Here is a 23,790-nt window from a genome sequence, read left to right on the forward strand (position 1 = left end):
CTCGGCAGCCCGGTCCACGCCCCTACGATGTAGGAATGGCCAACACCGAGCTGCCGAGCCGGGCATCGATCGCCGGTCGTCTCGACGACCTTCCGTTCACGCGTCGCCATCTGCGGCTCCTCACCGGCTCGGGCGTCGGCTGGGCGCTCGATGCGATGGATGTCGGCCTCATCTCCTTCATCCTCGCCGCACTGACCCAGCAGTGGGGCCTCACGAAGACGGACGCCGGGTGGATCGCATCCGTCGGATTCATCGGTATGGCGCTCGGCGCGACCCTCGGAGGCCTCCTCGCCGACAGACTGGGACGACGCCAGGTCTTCGCGCTCACGCTCCTGATCTACGGGATCGCCACGGGCGCGAGCGCTCTCGTCGGCGGACTGGCCGCTCTCCTCGTGCTGCGATTCCTCGTCGGGCTCGGGCTCGGCGCCGAGCTTCCCGTGGCCTCGACATATGTGAGTGAATTCGCTCCCGCGCGGATCCGCGGGCGCCTCATCGTGATCCTCGAGGCTTTCTGGGCCCTGGGGTGGACAGCAGCTGCGCTCATCGGCTTCTTCGTCATCCCCGCGTCCGACGACGGATGGCGCTGGGCCTTCGCGCTCGGCGCGATCCCCGCCGTCTACGCGCTGATCGTCCGCTGGGGGCTCCCCGAGTCGCCGCGGTGGCTCGCGTCCCGCGGGCGCATCGCCGAGGCCGACCGAATCGTCTCGACGTTCGAGGCCGATGCCGGCGTCGAACCGGGGCCCGCCATCAGACGAGAGCCGGTCTCGCGTGCGATCGCCATCACCACCAGGGCGCGCCTCACGACGCTCTGGAATGCAGAGTTCCGCGTGCGCACGGTGTGCCTCTGGATCGTCTGGCTGTGCGTGAACTTCGCCTACTACGGCGCGTTCATCTGGATCCCCAGCATCCTCGTCGACGCGGGGTTCGATCTCGTCCGCTCCTTCGGGTTCACGCTGATCATCACGCTCGCGCAACTGCCCGGTTACGCCGTAGCCGCCTGGTTGATCGAAGTCTGGGGTCGCCGCACGACCCTGTCGGTGTTCCTCATCGGCTCCGCCGTCTCTGCCGTCTTCTTCGGCACATCGACCACCGAGGCCGCGATCATCGCCTCCGGCATGGCGCTCTCGTTCTTCAATCTCGGGGCGTGGGGCGCCCTCTACGCCGTCACTCCCGAGATCTACCCGACGTCGCTCCGAGGCACGGGCGCAGGCTGGGCGGCCGGCGTGGGGCGTATCGCTTCGATCGTCGCTCCGCTCGCCGTCCCCGTCATCCTCGTGGCTGGGGGAGCGCCCGTGCTGTTCGTGGTGTTCGGGGCATGTTTCGTCGCCGCGGCGGCCGCCGCGTGGGGCCTGGTCGATCGTGGGGGAGTCGCACTCGACGACCGCTGATGAAGCCGCATGTCCGCGAGCGGGAATAGGCTGTCGTGGTGACAGACGTGCGCTATGTGGCCATCGGCGATTCCTTCACCGAGGGAGTGGGTGATGTGCTGCCGGACGGCCGAGAGCGAGGCTGGGCCGACCTGGTCGCCCAGGGGTGGGCGGATGCTGCGGGGCACTCGATCGGCTACGCGAACCTCGCGATCCGCGGCAAGCTGGCGTGGCCCATCGTCGAGCAGCAGCTCGAACCGGCACTGGCGCTCCGGCCCACGCATCTCTCCTTCAACGGCGGTGGCAACGACATGCTCCGTCCGCGGACCGACCTCGAGCACATCGCCGATGCGTTCAGCCGAGTGCTCCGACGGTGCGATGAAGAGGGCGTGACGCTGATTCTGCTGTCGGGTGCGAACCCGAGCGGTCAGCTGCCGATGGGCTCGCTCGTGCAGCGCCGCGGCGACCAGCTCTCGGACGCCGTGCTGCGCAGGGTCGAGGGGCGTGATGACGTGGTGCGGGCGCTCAACTGGCCCGACCGGGAGCTCGCCGGCGCGAAGTACTGGTCGGAGGACCGGCTGCACATGAACGCGGCCGGCCATCATCGGGTCGCGGCTCGCGTTCTGCACGGCCTGGGCTTCGAGCCGCCGGCGACGTGGTGGTCGCCGACGTCGCTCACCGCGGGCGGACCCGCGGGCATCGCCTACTACCGGGAGTTCGTAGGCCCGTGGGTGAAGCGCCGCGTCACGCGCACGTCGTCCGGTGACGGCCGTGCCGCGAAGTACCCGGAGTGGGTCGAGAGAGCGCCTCAGGCGTGACCGACATCGAGATGCGCCGCATCAGCGGAGGCGCGGTGACGCTGCACGACGCGCGTCGCAAGGTCGAGCGCACGGTGGATGTCGAGGATTTCGAGATCGGCGTGTTCCCGATCACCGAGGAGCAGCTCGCCGAGGTGCTGCCGATCCCCTCGAGGCACCCCCGCCGACCGGCCGCAGATCTGAGCTGGCTCCGCGCGGTGCATTTCTGCAACGCAGCATCGGAGTGGGAAGGGCTCGATCCGGTATATCGGTTCGACGGAGAAGACGTCACCTGGGATGTCACGGGTGACGGCTACCGACTGCCGACCGAGGCCGAATGGGAGTACGCCTGCAGAGCCGGTTCGACCGGGCCGCACTATGCTCCGCTGGCAGACGCCGCGTGGACGAGCGCAGACGGAGTCTCGACCCCTCAGGACGTCGGGGGCAGACTGCCCAACCTCCACGGGCTGTTCGACACGCTCGGCAACGTGTGGGAGTGGTGCTGGGACCTGCTGGATCCCGCCCGGTACGACGACTACCGCGTGTTCCGCGGTGGCGGCTTCGCAGACGACTCATGGAGCGTGCGGGCATCCGTACGACGCGGGGGAGCCCCGCGCATGCACCACGAGGATGTCGGACTCCGCGTGGCCCGCGGCGCCTTCGACACGCCTGGAGAGGCGCAGGGCTGGTCGGACCGCGCAGATCGTGAACGGGCCGCGTTCGACGGCCCTGTGCCGTTCGGCTGGACGCCGCTGCGACGTCCTGGGCGCTGAATCGGCAGCGGAGAGCTGAGCGGGCCACTGCCTCGACGCGCGCGCGTCGACTCGTTTTGCCCGATGCTCGGTGCGAGTGAAAAGCTGAGATCATGATGTCCCGCTTCGCTCTCATCGTCTCCCAGGGCCGCGTGGCCGACCGCACGGACGGCGCCCTCATCGGAGCCCGTCTCGTCGGCTCGGCACTCGGGGATCTCCTCGACGTGGAGCCGAGGATCGTCGGAGCGCCGTCCCCGGCGGTCACAGACGACTGGTCGGTCGCTCTACCCCAGGCCGCGAGCACGCTGCATGGCCTGCGCGACGCCGTGCGGGACGCGATCGACGCGGGATCGATTCCTCTGCTCGCGACCAATACGTGCGCGGCGAGCCTCGGCACGCTCCCGACCGTCGCCGAACGGCATCCGGACGCCGTCTTGCTGTGGATCGATGCGCACGGCGACTTCAACACCCCGGCGACGACCGACTCCGGCTACCTCGGCGGCATGGTGGTCGCCGCGGCATGCGGGCTGTGGGAGAGCGGGCATGGCGCAGGACTCGACCCCGCACAGGTCATCGTCGTCGGAGGACGCGACATCGACACGGCAGAGGGCAAGCTGCTCGCCGACGCCGGCGTCACGGTGCTCGCCCCGGCGGAGAGCACGCCCGAACGGGTGATGGAACTCGTCGCCGGCCGCCCCGTCTGGATCCACGTGGATTGGGACGTTCTCGAGCCCGGTTACATCCCGGCCGCCTACCGCGTCTCCGAGGGACTGCTGCCGCACCGGATCGCGGCGATCTTCGCCGCCCTGCCCGCCGACTCCGTGAGGGGAGTCGAGCTCGCCGAGTTCGAAGCCGGCGATGCCGAGGTCCCGGAGCGCGTGAGCATCGAGCTCATCCTCGAGACCTTCCAGCACCTCGCGCGTTGACGCCGCGCAGCCTCAGTCGCGCGGCATCTGCTTGATCATGTAGCGGTTCGGCCCGGGAGACTCGGCGAACCCGTACTGCGCATACAGGCCGTCTGCGGTGCTCGTGGCGAGCACGATCCGCTTCACCGTCGACGACTCCTGCAGGTCCTGGATGACGCCTTCGACGATCATCCGCCCGATCCCGTTGCCTCGAGCGGATTCGTCGACGAACACGTCGCACAGCCACGCGAACGTCACCCCGTCGGTGACGACGCGGGCGTAAGCCACCTGTCGGTCGTCGGAATCGCGCACCGAGTAGTTCCTCGACGCGTCGATCGCTGCGTCCTGGGTCTCTCTGGGGCGGCCCTGAGCCCAGTAGGACTCGACACTGAGCCAGTGGTGCACGAGGTCGCGGTCGATGAGAGACGGGTCGGCGGAGAACGTGAAAGCTGCGGGCATGCGCTTCATCCTAGGAGCTGTCAGCGTCGCTTCTCGGGATCCAGACCCATCCGGATGCGGGTGCGCTTGCGCTCGATCACGATGAACACGACCCCGAGGATCCAGAGCGGGATCGGCATCAGGAACGCGATGCGGAACGCCTCGAACGAATAGGTCTCGGGCGTTCCGGCGCCCTGGATGTCGAGGGCGAGGCCGATCAGCCAGATCGCGATGAGCGCGGCGATGAAGCCTCCGGCGTTGGTCACCCCGGTCGCCGTGCTCAGACGGTGCGAGGGGTTGTGCGTGCGGGCATGGTCGAAGGCGATCATGCTCGCGGGGCCACCCGTGGCGAGGGCCACCGCGAGCACGTACAGAAGCCAGATCGGCGCAGGTTCCGGCATGGCGATGACGGCGACCCACGCGACCATCTGCACGCCGACCGCCGGGAGCACGAGCGCTACCGAGCGCTGGTTGGGAAGCCGTCTCGAGAGGTCGCCGATGATCGGACCGAGCGCCATGCCCGCGACCACGTAGACCGAGATGATCCCGGCCGCGTGGGCGGTGTCCAGCCCCTGCGCCGCGGTGAGGAACGGCATTCCCCACAGCAGGATGAAGGCGGTGCCGGCGAATGGCGTCGTGAAGTGAGACCAGAAGGCGAGTCGCGTACCGGGGTGGGCCCATGCCGCACGGATGCCGACACCCGTGTCGATCGCCGAGGTGACGACCCTGATCACGCCCGTGTCGGTGTCGACAGAGACGTCAGCGCCGCGCTCGACCGGGTGATTGCGGATGAGGAGCGCGACGAGGATCGTGAAGAGCACGCCGAGTCCTGCGATGCTGCCGAACGTGATCGTCCAGGTGGTCGCGTGGAGGAGAGCGGCCAGCGGAACGAGCGCGATGAGCTGTCCCCCCTGTCCGATGATGCCGGTGAACTGCACCATGATCGGGCCGCGCTGCGCGGGGAACCAGGTGGCGACGAGACGCAGCACCGCGGGGAAGATCGCCGCATCGCCCGCCCCGAGGAGGATGCGCGCGAACACCGCTATCCCGATGCTGGGGGAGAGCGCCATGGTGAGCTGGCCTGCTGCCATGAGCAGCATGCCGACCGTCATGATGGGGCGCGATCCGAACCGGTCGAGGAGGATCCCGATCGGGATCTGCATGCCTCCGTACACCGCGAGCTGCACCACGGCGAACAGCGCGAGCGTGGAGGCATCGGCCTGGAACCGGTCGGCCGCTTCGACTCCGACGGCGCCCAGCGATGTGCGGTTGGTGATCGCGAGAACGTAGGCGGCTACGCCCACGCCCCAGATGAGCCAGGCCCTCCACCCCGGGTCGGTGACGGGGGAGCGGGGAACCTGTTGCACCCTTCCACGCTACTCCTCGTGTGCGACACCGCCGGTCGCGCGCAGCACCGCGGCGCCTCCTTCCGCATGTCGGATGCTGTCGCTACCGTGGCCGCATGACACCTGAACCCGTGCACCACTCCATCAACTACGTCGAGCTCGTCGTGAACGACCTCGAGACCGCGAAGCGCTTCTACGGCGACACCTTCGGATGGGTCTTCGTCGACTACGGTCCCGCCTACGCGGGCATCGCCTCGCCGACCGGCGACGGGTCAGAAGTGGGCGGCCTTCTGCTGTCCGATCAGGCGCGTCCCGCGGGCGGTCCGCTCGTGCTCCTGTACTCCGATGACCTCGATGCCACGCACGCCGCGATAGCGGAAGCCGGTGGCGCGGTGACGCAGGGGCCGTACGACTTCCCGGGCGGTCGACGACTGCATTTCGTGGACCCGAGCGGCAATGAGCTGGGAGTCTGGGCAGCCCAGTGAGGGCAGAATAGCGGTGTGACCTCACTGCATCCGCACTCGTCGCCTGACGAACCCCGGCTGTCGTTCCATGTCCGGGAATCGCGGTGGGACGAAGCCGATACGGCTGCGGTGAGTGCGCTCGTCCGCACCTACCTTCTGCAGACCGAAGCGGAGAAGCACGAGCACGGTCGGGCCGAGTCTCCTGTGTCGATCGCGGCGCTGCCGCCACGATACGAGCGTGAGGTGGCGGACCCGCGCGATTCCTACGCCGACTGCACGACGATGGTCGCCATGATCGAGCGGCAGCCTGTCGGGGTCGTGATCATCCGGATCGACGGGGGAGATGCCGAGATCAAGCGCCTGTGGACGGATCCGGACTTTCGCGGGCGCGGACTCGGATCCGCATTGCTGGATGCGGCGCTGGCGCTGACCTCCGGGCGCGTTCGCCTGTCCGTCTGGGACTGGCGGGCTCCGGCGATCCGGCTGTACGAATCCCGCGGGTTCGAACGGGTCGCATCGTGGGATGACCGCGAGGGACTCGTCTGCATGATGAGACCGGACCATACTGTGCCCTTGCGCTAACTTTCTGCGTACGCAATACTTATCCTCATGGCTAACCATCACGGGGTGAACGAGGTCTTCCTCGCTCTCGCCGACCCGACGCGGCGCGAGGTCATCCGAGCGCTCGGGCGTGGCCCCGCGAGCGTGGGGGAGCTCGCCCAGCCTTTCGCGATCACGCTTCCGTCGTTCATGAAGCACATCCGTGCACTGGAGGGCAGTGGGCTCATCCGCACTTCGAAGAGCGGACGAGTGCGCACCTGCGTGCTCGACCACGACCGCCTCGCCGTCGTCGCGGACTGGCTCGACGAGCAGCGTCGGGTCTGGGATCAGCGGACGGACCGCCTCGAATCCCTGGTGACCGATCCGAAGGAGACCCGATGACCAGCACAGCCCCCGACCCGCGGCTCGACCTGACTCTGGAGAGGACGATCCGGGCGTCACCGTCGGCGGTGTGGCGCGCGTGGACCGACCCGGAGCTTCTCGCCCAGTGGTGGATTCCCGCACCCATGCAGGCGCGCGTCGATCGCCTCGACGTACGGCCCGGCGGTGGTTTCGTGACCAGCATGCGGGAGGGAGCGGGGGAGTACGCCCCGCACACGGATGGCGTCTTCCTCGTCGTGGAGCCCGAGCGGCGACTGGTCTTCACCAACGTCGTCGACAGCTGCTGGCGGCCGGCGACGCCCGAACCCGTCTCGATGACGGCGGAGATCACTCTCGACGAGCACCCCGAGGGCACGACGTATCGCGCGATCGTCCGCCATGGAGATCCCGCTGCGCGGAACCTGCACGAGGATCTCGGCTTCTTCGAGGGCTGGGGATCGGTGACGTCAGCTCTGGCCGACCTCGCCGAATCCGGGGCGATATGAACTCGACCGGTTCGACTCCCGCACGGGGAGCGCTGGGGGAAACGACCCTGCGGACGGATCGGCTGACTCTCCGCCCGCAGGTGGTGGCGGACGCCGAGGTGTTCCACCGGCTGTGGACCGAACGCGACGACCGGGTGCCGCCGGACCGCAGACTCGACACGACTGGCCACCCGACGGTCTCAGACATTGCGGCTCACATCGCCGAGGAGCGAGACCGGCGCTCCGACCTGCTGTCCGTCCAAGACGCGACGACCGGCGAGGTGTATGGATACTGCGGGCTCATCTTCGCAGGCAAAGGATCAGCGGACGAGCCGGAGATCGCCTTCGAGCTTCTGAGCAAGGTCCATAATCACGGCTACGCGACGGAAGCCGCCCGAGCCGTCCTCGCGTGGTCCGACGCGGAGGGATATGACCGCCTCTGGGCGAGCGTATGGGACTGGAATGTCGCCTCGCGCCGTGTTCTCGAGAAGCTCGGTTTTGAGGATTCAGGCGACGATCTTCCGACCGGCGAACATGGACGGACGATCCTGACAGTGAGGGCGCCGAGACCGAAGCCAGCGCCCGTCGCCGAGCATGTCATCACCGTCGAACACGGAGCGCTGTCGGAGTCTCAGACAGCTGCGCTACGCGACCTCTTCGACTCCGAGTACCGAGAGACGCACGGCGAGTGGGACCCTGACCGTCCGTACGGTTATTCTCCTGCGGACGTGCACACGATGATCTTCCACGGGGACGTGGCCGTTGCCCACGTCGGTTTTCAGCGACGCGTCATACGGGTCGGGGAGCTCACGGTCGCAGTCGCCGGAACCGGGGGAGTCCTGGTCCATTCGGACTGGCGCTCCCGCGGGGCCGGACGTCGGGTGATGACCCACGCCCAGCAGGCGATGCGCGACGACGATCGTGTGGAATTCGGCTATCTCGGCTGCCGAGAGGAGGTCGTGTCGTTCTACCAGCGGACAGGCTGGTCACGCGTGAACGCTGTGGAGCGTCATGTGTCGATGATCGATGCGAGGGCCACTGTGACATCTGCCAGCGGGCCTATTCTCGTCTTCGCCGCCGGCGCGAACCCGGATGCTCGAGCAGGGCAGTGGCCGCATGGAGACATCGATCTGAATGGCACCCCCTGGTGATCCTCACGCGCGACCGTCGTGCAGGCGCTTCGGGGCAGTGTTTCCCACTTGAGCTGACATAATGTGCATTATCGGCATTACTACGACGACAGTGATCGGGGCTGTCGATAGGCTCGATCCGTGAACGGAAGCAACGTCGAGATCAACTGGGAAGCTGCACGCACCGCGAATCTGCAGAACTGGGATGACCGCGTGCCACTGCATGAGGCCGCCTACGGACTGGATGCGTTCGATGACCCGAACCATCTCAGCGACGTCGTCAGCGACGATCTGCCGGTGCTCGACCGTTTCGCAACCGGTGGAAGCCTGTCAGGACTCGATCTGTGCCACCTGCAGTGCCACATCGGCACGGACACCATCTCGCTGGCGCGCGCCGGCGCTCGTGTGACAGGCGTGGATTTCTCAGAGCCTGCGCTGCGGGCGGCAGCGGCTCTCGCCGAGCGAACCGGAGTCGCAGCGACGTGGGTGCACACCGATGTCCTCGATGCCAGGAACGCGGTGTCGGGCGACTTCGACGTCGTGTACACGAGCATCGGCACGATCTGCTGGCTGAAGGATCTCGATCGCTGGGCGGCTCAGATCGTTGCCCTGCTGCGTCCTGGCGGGACGTTCTTCATCAGGGACGGTCACCCCGCCCTGCTCGCCCTCGACGAAGACGCCGAGGGATTCGCCACGAGATACTCGTATTTCGGAGATGGTCGTGCACAGCAGTGGGACGACGAATCGACGTACGCCGGAGACGGAACGGTCGCACATTCCCGGACCTACGAGTGGCCGCATCCGCTCTCCGAGATCCTCGGTGCGCTTCTGCGTGCCGGGCTTCGCCTGGTCCATTTCGACGAGGGGCGTACACTCCCCTGGCGGTTCAGCCCTCGAATGGTCGAGGTCCCACGCGGCTATGCCTGGCCCGAGGCCGAGCGCAACCTCATCCCCTGCACCTTCACGATCGTCGCGCGCAAGGACTGACTCAAGCGGGCCTGCCATATCGGTGTCGGGTCCGTACTATTACCGGGTGTCTCTGCCCCGTACCTCCCCCGCATCCCTCGACGTCTCGTCCTCGGCGGTCGACGGGTTCCTGGATCGTCTCGGCCTTGAGGGGATCGAGTGCCATTCACTCATGATCGTTCGGCGCGGCCACGTCATCGCAGAAGGCTGGTGGACTCCCTGCGCCGCTGACGACCCGCACCTGCTGTACTCGCTGACGAAGTCCTTCACCGCGATGGGAGTCGGTCTCGTCGTGGACGACGGACTCTTGAGCCTCGATGATCGAGTCGTCGACGTACTGCCGGATCATGTTCCCGACGATATGCCGGCGGGAGCAGGCCTTCTCACCGTGGAGCATCTGCTGACGATGACCGCCGGCCATGCCGAAGACACCCTTGACGGCGCATGGAAGCTCGAGCCGAGCGATCTCGTGCGCGGCTTCCTTCGGATGCCGCTCGCGGCCGCGCCCGGTACGCAGCACACCTACGACAACGCGACGACCTTCGTGCTGGCCCGCATGATCGAGCGCGTCTCGGGGCAGACGCTACCCCGCCTGCTGGACGAGCGACTGTTCGCACCGATGGGTATCACGGATGTCGAGTGGGATCGCGTCGGCAGCGGCGCCGTGTTCGGGTTCCACGGGCTGCATCTCACCACCGAAGCAGTAGCCGCCTTCGGTGAACTGATGCTGCGTGGCGGCGAATGGCAGGGGCGTCAGCTGCTGTCTCGCGAGTGGATGGCTTCGGCGACGCACAAGCAAATAGACAGCCGTCACTTCTCACCAGGAGCCTCGGCTACGGATTTCCATTCCGGCTACGGATATCAGATCTGGATATCCGCTCACGGCTTTCACGGCAACGGAGCGTACGGCCAGCAGTGCGTCGTCGTGCCTGAACTCGAGCTGGTCGTCGTCCTCACCGCAGCGCACACAGAGATACGTCACGCGCAGGATGCGCTCGACGCGATCTGGGAATCGCTGTTGCCCGGGATCGACGCGCCGGGAGACCTCGACGGCGATGTCGCACTCATGCGCAGGCTCCGACACCTTGCCCTTCCGATGGTCCACGGCAACCAGGGATCCACCTCGACCGACACCCAGGCGATCGTGGATGATTCGTACCCCGACTCCGCGCTCCCGAGCGACACGCCGGTGGTCCTTCATCCTCAACCGGGCGGTTGGCTCCTCAGAATCGGCGCGCGCCTCGAGGTGCCGGTCGGCTTCGGTCGCTGGGAACGGAGCGCTCCGCTCGGACGTGCGATCGCAGCAGCCGGCGCATGGCAGGGACCCGTATTCGTGGCAGAGGTCCACCTCCTGAACACGCCACACCGCGTTCATCTGAACGTCCGAGATGCGACGGCGACGCTGACGTGGGCGACCGTTCCTCTGACCGGCACGGACCTGGTCACGCATGCGACATCCCCGCTGATGACCCGCCCCGACGTCGCCTGAGCAGGCTCCGCGCTACGCTCCGACGTACGCGGCGAGGTGCTCCCCCGTCACCGTCGACTTCGCCGCCACGAGATCGGCAGGGCTTCCTTCGAAGACGACCCGCCCGCCGTCGTGCCCGGCTCCCGGCCCGATGTCGATGATCCAGTCGGCGTGGGCCATCACCGCCTGGTGGTGCTCGATGACGATCACGGTCTTACCCGATTCCACGAGCCGATCGAGCAGCCCCAGGATGTTCTGCACGTCGGCGAGGTGGAGCCCTGTGGTGGGTTCGTCGAGCACGTACGTGTCGCCCTTCTCCCCCATCTGGATGGCGAGCTTGATGCGCTGGCGCTCACCACCGGAGAGTGTCGACAGCGGCTGTCCGAGCGAGAGGTAGCCGAGCCCGACATCTTCCAGGCGCCCAAGAATCGCAGCTGCCGCCGGGAGCTTCGCATCACCCTCGGAGAAGAAGACTCGCGCCTCGGAGACCGGTAGATCCAGCACCTGGGTGATGTCCTTGCCTGCGAGCTTGTACTCGAGCACAGCCGCCTGGAAGCGCTTGCCGCCGCAGTCCTCGCAGGGCGTCTCGATGGTGTCCATGAATCCGAGCTCGGTGATGATGACGCCCGCACCCTTGCATGTCGGGCAGGCGCCTTCGGAGTTCGCGCTGAACAGTGCCGGCTTGACCCCGTTGGCCTTCGCGAACGCCTTGCGGATGGGCTCGAGCAGACCGGTGTAGGTGGCCGGGTTGCTACGGCGCGATCCCTTGATCGCGCCCTGGTCGATCGCGACGACGCCCTCCCGCTTCGACACCGAACCATGGATGAGCGAGCTCTTGCCCGAACCCGCGACTCCCGTGACGACCGTGAGCACGCCGGTGGGGATGTCGACATCGACATCCTGCAGATTGTTCGCCGTGGCGCCGCGCACCTCGATCGCCCCGTCGCTCGTGCGCACAGACGGCTTGAGCGTCGCTCGGTCGTCGAGGTGCGTGCCCGTGCGCGTACCACTGGCCTTGAGTCCTTCGACGGTGCCCTCGAAGCAGATCTCGCCGCCGGCGCTTCCTGCGCCGGGTCCCAGGTCGACCACGTGGTCGCCGATCGCGATCGTCTCGGGTTTGTGTTCGACCACGAGCACGGTGTTCCCCTTGTCGCGCAGCCGCAGCAGCAGCGTGTTCATGCGCTGGATGTCGTGCGGGTGGAGCCCGATCGTGGGCTCGTCGAACACATAGGTCACATCCGTCAGGGACGATCCGAGGTGGCGAAGCATTTTGATGCGCTGCGCCTCTCCCCCGGACAGCGTGCCCGACGGACGTTCGAGACTCAGGTATCCGAGTCCGAGCGTGACGAAAGCGTCGAGGTTGGCACTCAGTGCCTCGAGGAGCGGCGCGGCACCGGGAAGCTCGAGACCGCGCACCCATACCGCGAGGTCGGTCACCTGCATCCGGCATGCGTCAGCGATGCTTATCCCGTCGATCTTCGACGAGCGAGCGCCCTCGGTGAGTCGAGTGCCGTCGCATTCGGGGCAGGTCGCGAAGGTCGCGACGCGCTCGACGAAGGCACGGATGTGGGGCTGCAGCGCGTCGAGATCCTTCGAGAGCATCGACTTCGTGATCTTCGGGATCAGTCCCTCGTAGGTCATGTTGATGCCCGAGATCTTGACCTTCGTGACCTCGCCGTACAGGAACAGCTGCCGCTGCTTCTCGGTGAACTCGGCGACCGGCTTGTCGGCCGGGTAGAAGCCGGACGCGGAGAAGCCCTTCACCATCCAACCGTCCGCCGTGTATCCGGGAACCATGATCGCGCCCTCGTCGAGCGACTTCGACTCGTCGACGATCTGGGCGAGGTCGAGGTCCGAGACCGTTCCCCTGCCCTCGCACCGGGGGCACATGCCGCCGAGGTAGATCGCGTCCTTGACGATCTTCTTCTCACCGCCCGGACCCGTCATCACGCCGCTGGCCTTCTGGGTGGGGATGTTGAACGAGAACGCCGTCGGCCCGCCGATGTACGGCTGACCCAGCTTGCTGAACAGGATGCGCAGCATCGCGTTCGCGTCGGTCACCGTACCGACGGTCGAGCGAGGGTTCGCCCCGAGGCGCTCCTGATCGACGATGATCGAGGTCGTGAGTCCCTCGAGGACGTCGACGTCCGGCCGGGGCACTGACGGCATGAATCCCTGCACGAAGGCGCTGTAGGTCTCGTCGATCAGCCGCCTCGACTCGGCGGCGATCGTGTCGAAGACGAGAGAGCTCTTGCCGGATCCCGAGACGCCCGTGAACACCGTCAGTCGACGCTTCGGGATGTCGACGCTGACCTCTTTGAGGTTGTTCTCGCGGGCACCCTGAACGCGGATCAGCTCGTGGCCGTCTGCAGCGTGTGTCATGGTCGTCCTCGGGTTTCTCGGCCTGCTCAGCCGGCCTGGTTGATACGGAGAAGATTGCCCGCGGGATCGCGGAAGGCGCAGTCGCGAACACCGTACGGCTGGTCCATGGGTTCCTGCACGACATCGGCCCCCTGCGCGACCAGTCGCTCGAACAGGCCGTCGAGATCGTCGCTCGCGAGAGTCAGCGCGGTGTAGCTGCCCTTCGCGATGAGTTCGAGGATGGTCTGCCGCTCGGCGTCCGTGATCCCCGGGTCCGTCGCCGGCGGGTGCAGCACGATCGAGGTTCCCGGCTGGCCCTCTGGGCCGACCGTGAGCCATCGGAGACCGTCGTAGCCGACGTCGTTGCGCACCTCGAATCCGAGGGCGTCACGATAGAAGCCGAGGGCTGCCTCGGCGTCCGTGTGCGGAAGGAATGCGTAGTGGATGCTGATGTTCATGGGTTCAGGTTAGGTGCGCGTCCGTGCGCGGTGCTTCTTGATTCCTGATCGGTCTGATGACGTGCTTCGCGTGGATGGTCGGAATGCCTTCGGCGTTGGTCGCGCGTTCACGGTACACGCTGGGTGAGACACCGACGAGCTCGGTGAACCTCGTGCTGAAGGTGCCGAGCGACGAGCTCCCGACCTCGAAGCACACCTCGGTCACCGAGAGGTCGCCTCGTCGCAGCAACGCCATCGCCCGTTCGATGCGACGGGTCATCAGGTACGAATACGGGGATTCGCCGTATGCGTCCCGGAACCGCCTGCTCAGATGACCGGCGCTCATGTGCACGCCCTTCGCGAGGGCTTCGACGTCGAGCGGCTTCGCGTACTCGCGATCGATCCTGTCGCGCACCTTGCGCATGACGACGAGCTCACGCAGCCGGGCGTCATCGTCAGGGGTCACGACTAGATTTTGCCATGACGCCCGGGGTCGCACTGTGAACATGTGCGACATATCGATACTGCCCTCCCCCACTTCCGGCTCGGACAGCGCTACTCTGGCAGCATCCCTCACAGGGATTTCTCAGAAAGGGTCCCCAACCATGTCTGATCCACTCGCTACCGAAGCGAAGTCACTGTTCAAGTCCATCCGCATCGTGCTCGCGGTCTCCGGCGTCATCGCTCTGATCGCGGGCATCATCCTGCTCGTTTGGCCGGCCAAGTCCGCTGTCATCGTCACAGGGATCTTCGCGTCCTACCTCGTGGTCGCCGGCCTCGTCTACATCGGCCTCGGCATCTTCTCCCGGGCGAAGGGCGGCTGGGCCCGTGTGGGGCACATCGTCCTCGGTCTGGTCTACATCGTCGCCGGTGTCATCGCGTTCGCGAACCTGGGTGTCGCCGCGGCGACCCTCGCCCTCGTCGTCGTGATCTTCATCGGCATCAGCTGGATCGTCGACGGCGTGGTCGCCCTGTCGCTGCTCGGCCAGGACGGCTCGCGCGTCTGGACGCTCCTCTACGCGCTGCTCAGCATCGTCGCCGGAATCGTGGTGCTCTTCTCGCCGCTGTACGCGGCCGCCGTGCTGTGGCTGGTTCTCGGCATCTCGCTCGTCGTTCTCGGCATCGTGCAGATCGTTCGTGCGATCACGCTCGGCAAGGACGCGAAGGGCTTCGTCGCCTCGGTCGAGTCCGACGCCGTGCGCTGACGCCTGCGCACACGAGAAGAGGGCCCCGTCCACTCGGACGGGGCCCTCTTGTCGTTCTCTCCGATCACTCGGAGCCGACGCAGATCACTCGGCGGAGAATGCGCTCACATCGCCCACGAGACGGGTGTTGTCGGCCGGCACGGCGTCGACCGCGGCACGAGCGACCTCGGCGGCGAACTCGGATACGTTGTAGAGCTTGCCTGCCGACTCGCGGCGTTCCGCGATGGCACCGGGGTTCGCGCGCTCGAGCAGCGTCGCGGTGATTGTTCCCTCGATCATGTCGCCGGAGACGACGGTGAAGCCGATCCCCTTCTCGGCGAGGCCGGGGATGCGCTCACGGAGGGCATCCTCGCCCGCGCGCTTCGACAGCGCCACCGGCTCGTACTCGGGCATCGTGGGCGTCGTGCGGATGAAGTGCGCCTGGTGGCTGGTGACGAAGACCACGCGCGCATCGTCGCTGAGCAGAGGCGTGGCTGCGTCGAGCACGCTGAGCTGCGCGTCGCGGTTCAGAAGGAGTGCGTAGTCCTCGGCCATCCCCGACTCCATGCCGCCGGAGGCGTTGAGCACCAGCACGTCCAGACGACCGAACTCGGCCTTCACGGCGTCGAACATCTCGCCGACCGACGCCGGGTCGGTCAGATCCGCACCGACGACGAGCACGCGGCGTCCGAGCTCGCGCAGCTGCGTGGCGAGCTTCTCGGCACGAGGCGCCTTGTTCCGGAAGTTGATGACGACGTCAGCGCCGGCCTCAGCGAGGTAGCGGACCGTGTCGGCGCCGATGCCCCGGGACGAGCCGGTGACAAGGGCGACCTTGCCGTCGAGGGAACCTGCGGGAAGAACGTCGGTCACGGTGACTCCTTGAATGCGCGGAACGCCGTGATCGCACGGCCGCTCCAGACTACCAAGCGGGCGCTGCGGCGCCCGAAGCGCGGCGAGACCGCGTGATAGGTTGACCGCAAAGGAGGCCGCATGGACAACTTCCCCGTTTTCATCGAACTGGTCGAGAACTGGGCGTGGATCGGCTGGCTGGTCCTCATCGCGCTGTTCCTCGTGATCGAGATGCTCACCCTCGATTTCACGTTCCTGATGCTCAGTTTCGGCAGCACAGTGGGACTCGTGACGGATCTCGTCGGCCTCCCGGTCTGGGCGCAGGTCATCATCGCGGCGGTGGCCGCGGCTGCCTTCATCCTCTTCCTCCGTCCTCCTCTGCTCCGGCGCCTGCGGCGCGGCGAAGACCCCACCAAGTCGAACGTCGACGCTCTGCTCGATCTCCGGGGCATCGCCCTGCAGGACGTCACTCAGGTCTCCGGCCAGGTGAAGCTCAGCAACGGCGACACCTGGACCGCACGATCGGGCTCGGTCGTCGCCATCCCCCAGGGCTCCCCCGTCGCGATCACCGCGATCAACGGAGCCACCGCCATCGTCCGTCCCGTCAACGACTAGGTAGGAGAGTTCCGTGAACGATTCCTCGTTCATCCCGACCGCGATCCTGTGGATCCTCGTGATCGCGATCATCATCTTCGTGGTGGTCACACTGGCGCGAGCCATCCGCATCATTCCGCAGGCGACAGCCGGCGTGGTCGAGCGGCTCGGCCGCTATCACAAGACCCTCATGCCCGGTCTCAACATCCTGGTGCCGTTCATCGACCGGCTCCGTCCGCTCATCGACATGCGCGAGCAGGTCGTCTCGTTCCCGCCGCAGCCCGTCATCACCGAGGACAACCTCGTCGTCTCGATCGACACGGTGGTGTACTTCCAGGTGACGGATGCCCGCGCCGCGACGTACGAGATCGCGAACTACCTCGGTGCCGTCGAGCAGCTCACCACAACCACGCTCCGTAACGTCGTCGGTGGCCTGAACCTCGAAGAGGCGCTGACCAGCCGCGACAACATCAACGGGCAGCTCCGTGTCGTGCTCGACGAGGCGACCGGCAAGTGGGGCATCCGCGTGGGCCGTGTAGAGCTGAAGGCGATCGACCCGCCCATCTCCATTCAGGACTCGATGGAGAAGCAGATGCGCGCAGAGCGTGACCGTCGTGCCGCCATCCTCACGGCAGAGGGCACGAAGCAGTCCGCGATCCTCGAGGCCGAGGGCGCGCGTCAGGCCGAGATCCTTCGCGCCGAGGGTGACAAGCAGGCCGCGGTGCTTCGCGCGCAGGGTGAGGCCGAGGCGATCCAGAACGTCTTCACCGCCATCCATCAGGGTGAGCCGGACGACAAGCTGCTCGCCTACCAGTACCTCCAGATGCTGCCGAAGATCAGCGAAGGACAGTCGAACAAGCTCTGGATCATCCCGAGCGAGTTGACCGAGGCGCTCAAGGGAATCGGCAGTGCCTTCACGCCGAAGCCCGGGCAGCCTCCGACGAACTATCCGGGCGCGTGACGCACCCGTACTTCGAGAAGGCGCGACACCCCCGAGTCCTCGCTCACCGCGGTCTGGTCACCGCGGCGGGCGGGGACTCCGGTGTGTGGGAGAACTCCGCAGCCGCCTTCGCCGCCGCGCATGCGGCCGGTGCCGAGTACATCGAGACGGACTGCCAGGTCACGGCCGACGGCGACGTCGTGCTCTTCCACGACGAGACCCTCGAGCGACTCACCGGCGACCCTCGGGCGATCCGCGAGGTGCGCACTCGCGATCTCGCGCGCATCTTCGCCGACCACGGCGGGCTGCTCACGGTCGCGGAAGCGCTGTCGTCCTTTCCGACCTCTCGCTTCAACATCGACGTCAAGACCGCGCAGGCGCCGGACCTCATCGGTCCGCTTCTCGTCGAACACACGCACCGCGTCCTCGTGACCAGCTTTTCCGACGCCAACCGTCGCGCCGCGATCGCCTCGACGCTGCGCGCCGGTGCGGCCCTGCGCCCGGCAACATCCGGCGGCAGCCGCACGATCGCCGCGCTCCGCTCGCTCTCCGCGCTCCGGCTCTCCCCCACCCGGGTGCTGCGGGACATCGACGCGCTGCAGATCCCGGAGCGGCATTCGAGGCTCAGGATCCTCACGCCAGCCCTGCTCCGGGCTGCGCACCGGCATGGGGTCGAGGTCCACGTCTGGACGGTCAACGATGCCGATGACATGCGTCGGCTGGTCGCCTGCGGTGTGGACGGGATCGTTTCGGACCGCGCGGACCTCGCTCTGGCCGTTCTCGCGCGCTGAGCGCGCCACGCCGCCATTACGCTCTCGCGCTGGGATTCCGCTGTGAAAAGCACCGAGAATCCGGCTGCGTGGATGAAGCGCACAGGCTGGAGCGTTATACCTGACAGCGACGAGAGGACCACACAATGGCAGATCGCAGCCTACGCGGCATCCGACTCGGCGCCCAGAGCCTACAGAGCGAAGAGGGCGTCGTTTTCATGGAGCGCCGTGAAACCACCTACACCTGTGACGCCTGCGGCCATGTCACGAACCTGATGTTCGCGGCGGACGCCGAACCGCCTCAGACCTGGGAATGCCGCGCCTGTGGCGCTGACGCCCGTCTGAACGTCGACGGCCAGGCCGTCACGCTCGACGCGAGCGACGAGAAGGCCGCACGCACGCACTGGGACATGCTGATGGAGCGCCGCACACGCGCCGAGCTCGAGGAGCTCCTCGAAGAGCGTCTCGCGTTCATCCGTGCACGCCGCGGAGCCGGCGAAGACCCGACCCGCGAGAAGATCGGCGCCTAGCGCCTCCTGGCGCGCAGCCACCCGAAGGCCAGCGCGCCCAGCCCGCCCCACAGCAGAATCTGCTGGATCCAGGGGCCGAGAACCACTCCCGCTGTGAGGCCGGAGCGCAGCTCGACATCCTCGAGCAGCGCTCCGGCCTTTCCCGCATCCAGGCTCGCGACGGTGGAACCGTCGGGGCGGATGATCTGGCTGGTGCCCACGGTCGAGATGTTGACCACGCTGCGGCCCGTCTCGATGGCGCGCATGCGAGCGAAAGACAGCTGCTGAAGGTTCTCGTCGGTGCCGCGGAAGTCGGCGTTGTTCGTCTGGAGCACGAGCACCTCGGCACCGGCACCGAGCCCCTCATTGATCACGTCGTCGTAGATCACGTCGAAGCAGATGGCGAGTCCCACCTTCACGCCGTCGACATCGACCACCGGAGGGTTCGATCCCGGGGTGTACTCGCGCTGGATGAGGCCGATCAGATCAGGGGCGAGAGCGTTGAAGAAGGCTCGGTCCGGCACGTACTCACCGAAGGGGACGGGGTGCCGCTTGTCGTGGATCTGCTCGGCGGTCCCCTCTTCTGTCCAGAGCAGGGACGTGTTGTAGTAAAGCCCGTCGCGCTCCGTCGCGGCGTTCGCGAGCAGAGGCGCACCCATGCGCGTCGCGACCAGAGTCATGCGCCGAGCGAGTGCGTCGGACTGGAACGGGTCGTAGTCGAGTGACCCTTCCGGCCACACCACGAGATCCGCGTCCTCTCCGTACAGCGGCGCTGTCGCATCGGTCTGCGCCTGCACGATGGAGTACTGCTCGCGCTCGTCGAAGTAGCCGCTCGGGCCGTTGCCCTGCACGGCGGCGATGCGCATCGACCCGCTGGCGGTCGTCGGGAAGAGTGGAGTGACGAGGAGCACGATCGTCACGAGCACCGGGGTGATCAGTGCGGTCGGGCGTCTCCACTCCCGCATGCGCACGATCTCGATCATCGAAGCGACGAGGAACACCATCAGGAAGCTGAGCCCGCTCACGCCGATCCAGGAGGTGACCGGCGCTAGCGGACTCTCCGCCTGGGTCATGCCGAGGCGAGCCCAGGGGAAGCCGCCGTAGGGCCAGGACCCCACGAAGAGTTCGCGCCCCACCCAGAGGGCCGCGACCACCGCGGGGAGCAGCAGAAGCCGCGCCCAGCGACCGGAGAACGCCTTCGGGATCCACCGGTACGCGAGGGTGATGAGGATGAGCGCCAGCGCCGTGAGCGCTCCTTCGAGGATGCTCAGCGCGGCCCACGGCACGGGGCCGAGGTAGCGGGAGGTCCACGACACGAGAAGAGCGAAGAAGAGGATGCCGTAGACAGCGCCCACCAGCAGCGCTCCCCCGGCCCGGCGGCCGATCAGTGCGATGAGCAGCAGCGCTGTCGAGGGGAACGCGAGAGCCCATACCGCGGCGTCCGGATACGAGAGGTCCATCAGGAGCGCGGCCATCGCCGCTGCGGGAAGAGCGAGCGAGAGCGGCAGAAGAGGGCGCTGTCGCGCGCGAGGTTCAGACATCCGTCCTATTCTCACATCGACGAATAGGCGACGATGCCACGGCGCACGCCGTCGAGCGCCACTCGCGCGTTGCGAGCGAGTGCGCCGTCTTCTGCGACGATCGACAGTTGGTCGAGCAGATCGATGGTCTGCTTCGCCCAGCGGACGAAGTCCCCCGCCGCCATGTCGGCATCGATCAGGACGCGATCGAGCATGCCGCCGCGCGCCCACGAGTGCATTGCGCCCGCAAGGCCGGCCGCGAGCGGCTCGCTGCCGGGCAGATGATGATCCTTCTCGAGGTCGTCGAGCTCCGCCCACAGCGTCGTGGTCTTCTCGTACGCGGCTCGGAACGCACCGCGAGGCAGGTCCCTCTCCCCCGAGTTCGCCTCGTCCCTGCGCGGTTCGTACACGAGGCAGCAGGCCATGGCGGCGAGTGAGGGCGCGTCGAGACCGTTCCAGAGTCCCTGTCGCAGCGACTCGGCGACCAGCAGGTCGCGTTCGCCGTAGATCCTGCGCATCGTGCGCCCGGCATCCGTGAGCGTAGTCACGTCATCGCCGTCGCGGTGCAGATAGTCGAGCGTCTCGAGCACCTCGACCACACGGTCGAAGACTCGCGCGACCGTTCCTGTCCTGGTCTCGATCTGGCGGCGGATGCGGTCGTTCTGACGCTTGAGCTTCCAGTACCGTTCCGCCCAGCGCGCATGCGCCTCGCGATCGGGGCACCGATGGCATCCGTGCCGCTGCATGCGGGTGCGCAGACTCTGGATCTGCTTCATCCGCTTGTCCCGCGAGACTCGGGGAGCATTAGAATCCTGACGGTTCTTCTTCTCGAGGTCGCTGAGCTCCCGTCGGATCGCCGCATAGTCGAGGAAATCGCCGTGATCGCAGACCATGGCCGCCTTGTAGCCCTCGAGAGACTCCTCGGCCTCTCGCACCTGGCGTGCGAGTCCCACGACGGCGCGGTCTGCCTGGAACTGCGCGAAAGACGACTCGAGCACCTCACGGGCGCGCGCCTTGCCGAACAGATCGATCAGGTTCACGGCCATGTTGTATGTCGGCCGGAAGCTGGAGTTCAGCGGATAGGTGCGTCGCGAGGCGAGTGCGGCGACAGCCTGCGGATCCATCCCCTCGGTCCACTGGACGACCGCGTGCCCCTCGACGTCGATGCCGCGGCGGCCCGCGCGGCCGGTGAGCTGCGTGTACTCGCCGGAGGTGATCGCGACTCGCGCCTCGCCGTTGAACTTCTCCATCTTCTCGAGCACGACCGTGCGCGCGGGCATGTTGATGCCGAGCGCCAAGGTCTCGGTCGCGAAGACGACCTTGACGAGCTTGCGCTTGTAGAGCTCCTCGACGACCTCCTTGAAGGCCGGCAGGAGGCCCGCGTGGTGGGCGGCGACGCCCCGTTCGAGGTTCTCCAGCCAGTCCCAGTATCCGAGCACGCCGAGGTCCTCGTCCTGCAGCGAGCGGGTGCGATCCTCGACGATCGCGCGGATCTCGGCCTTCTCCTCGGTCGTCGTGAGCCGTACCCCCGACCGCCGCACCTGCTGGACAGCCGCATCGCAGCCGACGCGACTGAAGATGAAGAAGATCGCCGGAAGAAGGTTGGAGCGTTCGAGCAACCGGATGACGTCCGGTCGATCCATGCGTTCGATCCGCCGCACGTTCGAGGCGCGCACAGGGCGCCGCCCGCCCCGCGGCGGGCGCTGAGCCTGCCGTCCGGCATGGCGATTGCTGCGGTACGACTGCGCCTCACGATTGTTCTCGTAGTTCGAGCCCGTGAACGAGCGGATGCGCATCAGCTCCTGGTTGACCTGCGCTGTGGCGATGCCCGCGCGGTCGTCGAACAGCGGCAGCAGGTCGTCGCGCACCAGCACATGCTGTTCCAGCGGAACAGGGCGGATCTCCGAGACGATCACTTCGGTGTCACCTCGCACGGTGTCGAGCCAGTCGCCGAACTCCTCGGCGTTCGACACGGTGGCGCTCAGCGACACCAGACGCACATGTTGCGGGAGGTGGATGATCACCTCTTCCCACACCGCGCCGCGGAAGCGATCAGCGAGGTAGTGGACCTCGTCCATCACGACGTATCGGAGATCTCGCAGCGCGGCCGAGTCCGCGTAGATCATGTTGCGCAGCACTTCGGTCGTCATGACGACGATCCGTGCGTTGCCGTTGATGTTCGTGTCGCCGGTGAGCAGGCCCACCTCGTCCGGGCCGTACACGTCGACCAGCTCGCGGAACTTCTGGTTCGACAGCGCCTTCATCGGCGTCGTGTAGAACGCCTTGTCGCTGGGGGTCTGCATAGCGAGGTTGATCGCGAACTCTCCGACGATCGTCTTCCCCGCACCGGTGGGAGCGGCGACGAGCACGCTGCTTCCGTCTTCGAGCGCGTGACAGCCCTCGATCTGGAAGGGGTCGAGCGCGAACTTCTGTCTTGCGGCGAAGGCGACCGTCGCCGGGTGTCCTGCCGCCTCGCGCGCCGCGGCGTATCGCTCGGAGGGCGAGGTCATGCGGTCACGGGCTCGATGCCCGCTGCCTTGTCGCGCTTGCGCTTACGTCGATCGAAGAGCATCGAGATGAAGGTCGCGGCGAAGTACAGCACGATCATGGATCCCATCAGCAGCAGCATCGAGAAGACATCAGCGGGCGGTGTGGTGACCGCCGCGAAGATCGTGCAGACCAGGATCGCGACCCGCCACCCCTTGAGGATGTCGCGCCCGGAGACGATCCCCGCGACGTTCAACGCGACGAGGAAGACCGGGAGCACGAAGGCGATTCCGAGCACCAGCAGGAACTTGAACACGAAGTCGTAGTACGTCGAATAGTCGAAGAACTGCGCCATCCCCTTCGGCACGAAGCCCGCCATGATCTCGATGACATGCGGGAGCACGAAGAACGCGACCGTGCAGCCACCGAAGAACAGCGGAATGGCCGCCCCGAGGAATCCCCACGTGTATTGGGTCTCCTTCTTCGTGAGGCCGGGCATCACGAAGGCCCACACCTGCCAGAGCCATACAGGCGCTGAGAGCAGCAGGCCGATGGCGAAAGCGATCCGCATGCGCAGATCGAATCCGCTCGTGACGGTAGTGAAGTTGAGACCCGTGTACTCACGCCCGGCTTCGGCGGCGATCGTGCGGATCGGCACCGAGAGGAGCTCGATGATCGGCTCCGTCACGATGAACGCGATGATCATCCCGACCACGAGTGCGCCCGCAGCGATGAAGAGCCGCTTGCGCAGCTCGACCAGGTGGGCGCCGAGCGACATCCTCCTGTCGCGGCCGGGGGCCTCCTGGTCGGCGGATTCGAGAGCCGACACGGACTATGCGGATCGAGGAGGCTGACCCGGATCCGTGTCGCGGGCTGTCACCGAGGTGTCCGCGACAGAAGCCGTGGGCGTCGGAGCGCCCGGCTCTGCGGCGTCACTCGCGTCTTCGTTCTTCATCGCCTTCATCTCGCCCTTGAACACCCGGGCAGACTGACCGAGGCTCTTCGCCAATGCCGGCAGCTTCGCCGCACCGAAAAGCAGCAGGATGACGGCGAGGATGATCAGCAGATGTGGCCAACCGAAAGCGCCCATGATTCTCCTT

General features: G+C 66.9%; 26 protein-coding genes. 16 read left to right on the forward strand and 10 right to left on the reverse strand.

Annotated elements, in window-relative coordinates; all coding sequences use genetic code 11:
* The first annotated feature begins 35 nt into the window (after positions 1-35).
* The 4 genes from ASF80_RS02575 (at position 36) to ASF80_RS02590 (ending at position 3,842) form a co-directional block, all read left to right on the forward strand.
* Positions 36-1,388, forward strand: a complete 1,353-nt coding sequence (locus ASF80_RS02575) for an MFS transporter (protein WP_056307736.1) — start codon at positions 36-38, stop codon at positions 1,386-1,388.
* A 47-nt stretch (positions 1,389-1,435) separates the two neighbouring features.
* Positions 1,436-2,185 (forward strand): SGNH/GDSL hydrolase family protein, encoded by a 750-nt coding sequence (locus ASF80_RS02580; RefSeq protein ID WP_056311664.1) that lies wholly within the window; start codon positions 1,436-1,438, stop codon positions 2,183-2,185.
* Between the two features lie 11 nt (positions 2,186-2,196).
* Positions 2,197-2,937 (forward strand): formylglycine-generating enzyme family protein, encoded by a 741-nt coding sequence (locus tag ASF80_RS02585; protein ID WP_056311667.1) that lies wholly within the window; start codon positions 2,197-2,199, stop codon positions 2,935-2,937.
* A 92-nt stretch (positions 2,938-3,029) separates the two neighbouring features.
* Complete coding sequence (locus ASF80_RS02590; protein ID WP_056307739.1) at positions 3,030-3,842, forward strand: arginase family protein; 813 nt, start codon at positions 3,030-3,032, stop codon at positions 3,840-3,842.
* 12 nt (positions 3,843-3,854) lie between these two features.
* Here the strand turns inward: ASF80_RS02590 and ASF80_RS02595 are convergent, their stop codons facing one another.
* A complete protein-coding gene (locus tag ASF80_RS02595; protein ID WP_056311669.1) occupies positions 3,855-4,280 on the reverse strand; it encodes a GNAT family N-acetyltransferase in 426 nt (141 codons plus the stop codon).
* A 20-nt stretch (positions 4,281-4,300) separates the two neighbouring features.
* Entirely contained in the window at positions 4,301-5,626 is a 1,326-nt protein-coding gene (locus ASF80_RS02600; RefSeq protein WP_056307740.1) for an MFS transporter, read from the reverse strand.
* A 95-nt stretch (positions 5,627-5,721) separates the two neighbouring features.
* On the opposite strand from ASF80_RS02600, the gene ASF80_RS02605 reads away from it, so the two are divergent.
* From ASF80_RS02605 to ASF80_RS02635, 7 genes are all read left to right on the forward strand, one after another.
* Positions 5,722-6,090: a VOC family protein gene (locus ASF80_RS02605; RefSeq protein WP_056307742.1), complete on the forward strand. Its 369-nt coding sequence runs from the start codon at positions 5,722-5,724 to the stop codon at positions 6,088-6,090.
* 15 nt (positions 6,091-6,105) lie between these two features.
* A complete protein-coding gene (locus tag ASF80_RS02610) occupies positions 6,106-6,651 on the forward strand; it encodes a GNAT family N-acetyltransferase (protein WP_200934734.1) in 546 nt (181 codons plus the stop codon).
* 27 nt (positions 6,652-6,678) lie between these two features.
* Complete coding sequence (locus tag ASF80_RS02615; protein WP_056307746.1) at positions 6,679-7,011, forward strand: ArsR/SmtB family transcription factor; 333 nt, start codon at positions 6,679-6,681, stop codon at positions 7,009-7,011.
* The gene (locus ASF80_RS02620) at positions 7,008-7,496 is read left to right on the forward strand and encodes an SRPBCC domain-containing protein (RefSeq protein WP_056307748.1); all 489 of its coding nucleotides are present in this window, start codon (positions 7,008-7,010) and stop codon (positions 7,494-7,496) included. Before ASF80_RS02615 ends, ASF80_RS02620 begins: the two co-directional genes overlap by 4 nt.
* Positions 7,493-8,626, forward strand: a complete 1,134-nt coding sequence (locus ASF80_RS18850; protein WP_157520967.1) for a GNAT family N-acetyltransferase — start codon at positions 7,493-7,495, stop codon at positions 8,624-8,626. The genes ASF80_RS02620 and ASF80_RS18850 overlap by 4 nt, the downstream gene beginning before the upstream one ends.
* Before the next feature lie 120 nt (positions 8,627-8,746).
* A complete protein-coding gene (locus tag ASF80_RS02630) occupies positions 8,747-9,592 on the forward strand; it encodes a class I SAM-dependent methyltransferase (RefSeq protein WP_056307750.1) in 846 nt (281 codons plus the stop codon).
* Between the two features lie 46 nt (positions 9,593-9,638).
* Complete coding sequence (locus ASF80_RS02635; RefSeq protein ID WP_200934735.1) at positions 9,639-11,060, forward strand: serine hydrolase domain-containing protein; 1,422 nt, start codon at positions 9,639-9,641, stop codon at positions 11,058-11,060.
* Positions 11,061-11,072: 12 nt separating this feature from the next.
* On the opposite strand, the gene ASF80_RS02640 is transcribed toward ASF80_RS02635, so the two are convergent.
* Genes ASF80_RS02640 through ASF80_RS02650 form a run of 3 tightly spaced genes read right to left on the reverse strand, consistent with a single transcriptional unit; the run spans position 11,073 to position 14,345 of the window.
* Positions 11,073-13,421, reverse strand: a complete 2,349-nt coding sequence (locus ASF80_RS02640) for an ATP-binding cassette domain-containing protein (RefSeq protein WP_056307752.1) — start codon at positions 13,419-13,421, stop codon at positions 11,073-11,075.
* Between the two features lie 26 nt (positions 13,422-13,447).
* Positions 13,448-13,858, reverse strand: a complete 411-nt coding sequence (locus ASF80_RS02645; RefSeq protein ID WP_056307754.1) for a VOC family protein — start codon at positions 13,856-13,858, stop codon at positions 13,448-13,450.
* Positions 13,859-13,862: 4 nt separating this feature from the next.
* Complete coding sequence (locus ASF80_RS02650) at positions 13,863-14,345, reverse strand: helix-turn-helix transcriptional regulator (protein ID WP_082488158.1); 483 nt, start codon at positions 14,343-14,345, stop codon at positions 13,863-13,865.
* 97 nt (positions 14,346-14,442) lie between these two features.
* Here ASF80_RS02650 and ASF80_RS02655 point away from each other — a divergent pair, with 97 nt between their 5' ends.
* Positions 14,443-15,042: an HdeD family acid-resistance protein gene (locus ASF80_RS02655; protein WP_056307756.1), complete on the forward strand. Its 600-nt coding sequence runs from the start codon at positions 14,443-14,445 to the stop codon at positions 15,040-15,042.
* 84 nt (positions 15,043-15,126) lie between these two features.
* On the opposite strand, the gene ASF80_RS02660 is transcribed toward ASF80_RS02655, so the two are convergent.
* Positions 15,127-15,891, reverse strand: a complete 765-nt coding sequence (locus tag ASF80_RS02660; RefSeq protein WP_056307758.1) for an SDR family oxidoreductase — start codon at positions 15,889-15,891, stop codon at positions 15,127-15,129.
* A 120-nt stretch (positions 15,892-16,011) separates the two neighbouring features.
* On the opposite strand from ASF80_RS02660, the gene ASF80_RS02665 reads away from it, so the two are divergent.
* The 4 genes from ASF80_RS02665 (at position 16,012) to ASF80_RS02680 (ending at position 18,704) form a co-directional block, all read left to right on the forward strand.
* On the forward strand, positions 16,012-16,485 hold the full coding sequence (locus tag ASF80_RS02665) for an NfeD family protein (protein ID WP_056307760.1): 474 nt from the start codon (positions 16,012-16,014) through the stop codon (positions 16,483-16,485).
* Between the two features lie 13 nt (positions 16,486-16,498).
* On the forward strand, positions 16,499-17,425 hold the full coding sequence (locus tag ASF80_RS02670) for an SPFH domain-containing protein (protein WP_056307762.1): 927 nt from the start codon (positions 16,499-16,501) through the stop codon (positions 17,423-17,425).
* Positions 17,422-18,195, forward strand: coding sequence for a glycerophosphodiester phosphodiesterase family protein (locus tag ASF80_RS02675; RefSeq protein ID WP_056307764.1), 774 nt, complete (start codon positions 17,422-17,424; stop codon positions 18,193-18,195). Before ASF80_RS02670 ends, ASF80_RS02675 begins: the two co-directional genes overlap by 4 nt.
* Positions 18,196-18,320: 125 nt before the next feature.
* Positions 18,321-18,704, forward strand: coding sequence for an RNA polymerase-binding protein RbpA (locus ASF80_RS02680; protein WP_056307766.1), 384 nt, complete (start codon positions 18,321-18,323; stop codon positions 18,702-18,704).
* Here ASF80_RS02680 and lnt read toward each other — a convergent pair.
* Genes lnt through tatA form a run of 4 tightly spaced genes read right to left on the reverse strand, consistent with a single transcriptional unit; the run spans position 18,701 to position 23,780 of the window.
* Positions 18,701-20,224, reverse strand: a complete 1,524-nt coding sequence (gene lnt, locus ASF80_RS02685) for an apolipoprotein N-acyltransferase (RefSeq protein ID WP_056307768.1) — start codon at positions 20,222-20,224, stop codon at positions 18,701-18,703. The genes ASF80_RS02680 and lnt overlap by 4 nt on opposite strands.
* 11 nt (positions 20,225-20,235) lie before the next feature.
* Complete coding sequence (locus ASF80_RS02690) at positions 20,236-22,713, reverse strand: DEAD/DEAH box helicase (RefSeq protein WP_056307770.1); 2,478 nt, start codon at positions 22,711-22,713, stop codon at positions 20,236-20,238.
* Positions 22,710-23,468 (reverse strand): twin-arginine translocase subunit TatC, encoded by a 759-nt coding sequence (tatC, locus tag ASF80_RS02695; protein ID WP_056307773.1) that lies wholly within the window; start codon positions 23,466-23,468, stop codon positions 22,710-22,712. The genes ASF80_RS02690 and tatC overlap by 4 nt, the downstream gene beginning before the upstream one ends.
* Before the next feature lie 54 nt (positions 23,469-23,522).
* Positions 23,523-23,780, reverse strand: a complete 258-nt coding sequence (gene tatA, locus ASF80_RS02700) for a Sec-independent protein translocase subunit TatA (RefSeq protein ID WP_056307774.1) — start codon at positions 23,778-23,780, stop codon at positions 23,523-23,525.
* Positions 23,781-23,790 lie beyond the last annotated feature (10 nt).

Origin of the sequence: Microbacterium sp. Leaf159, from assembly GCF_001423615.1 — a bacterium.
Classification (GTDB): domain Bacteria; phylum Actinomycetota; class Actinomycetes; order Actinomycetales; family Microbacteriaceae; genus Microbacterium.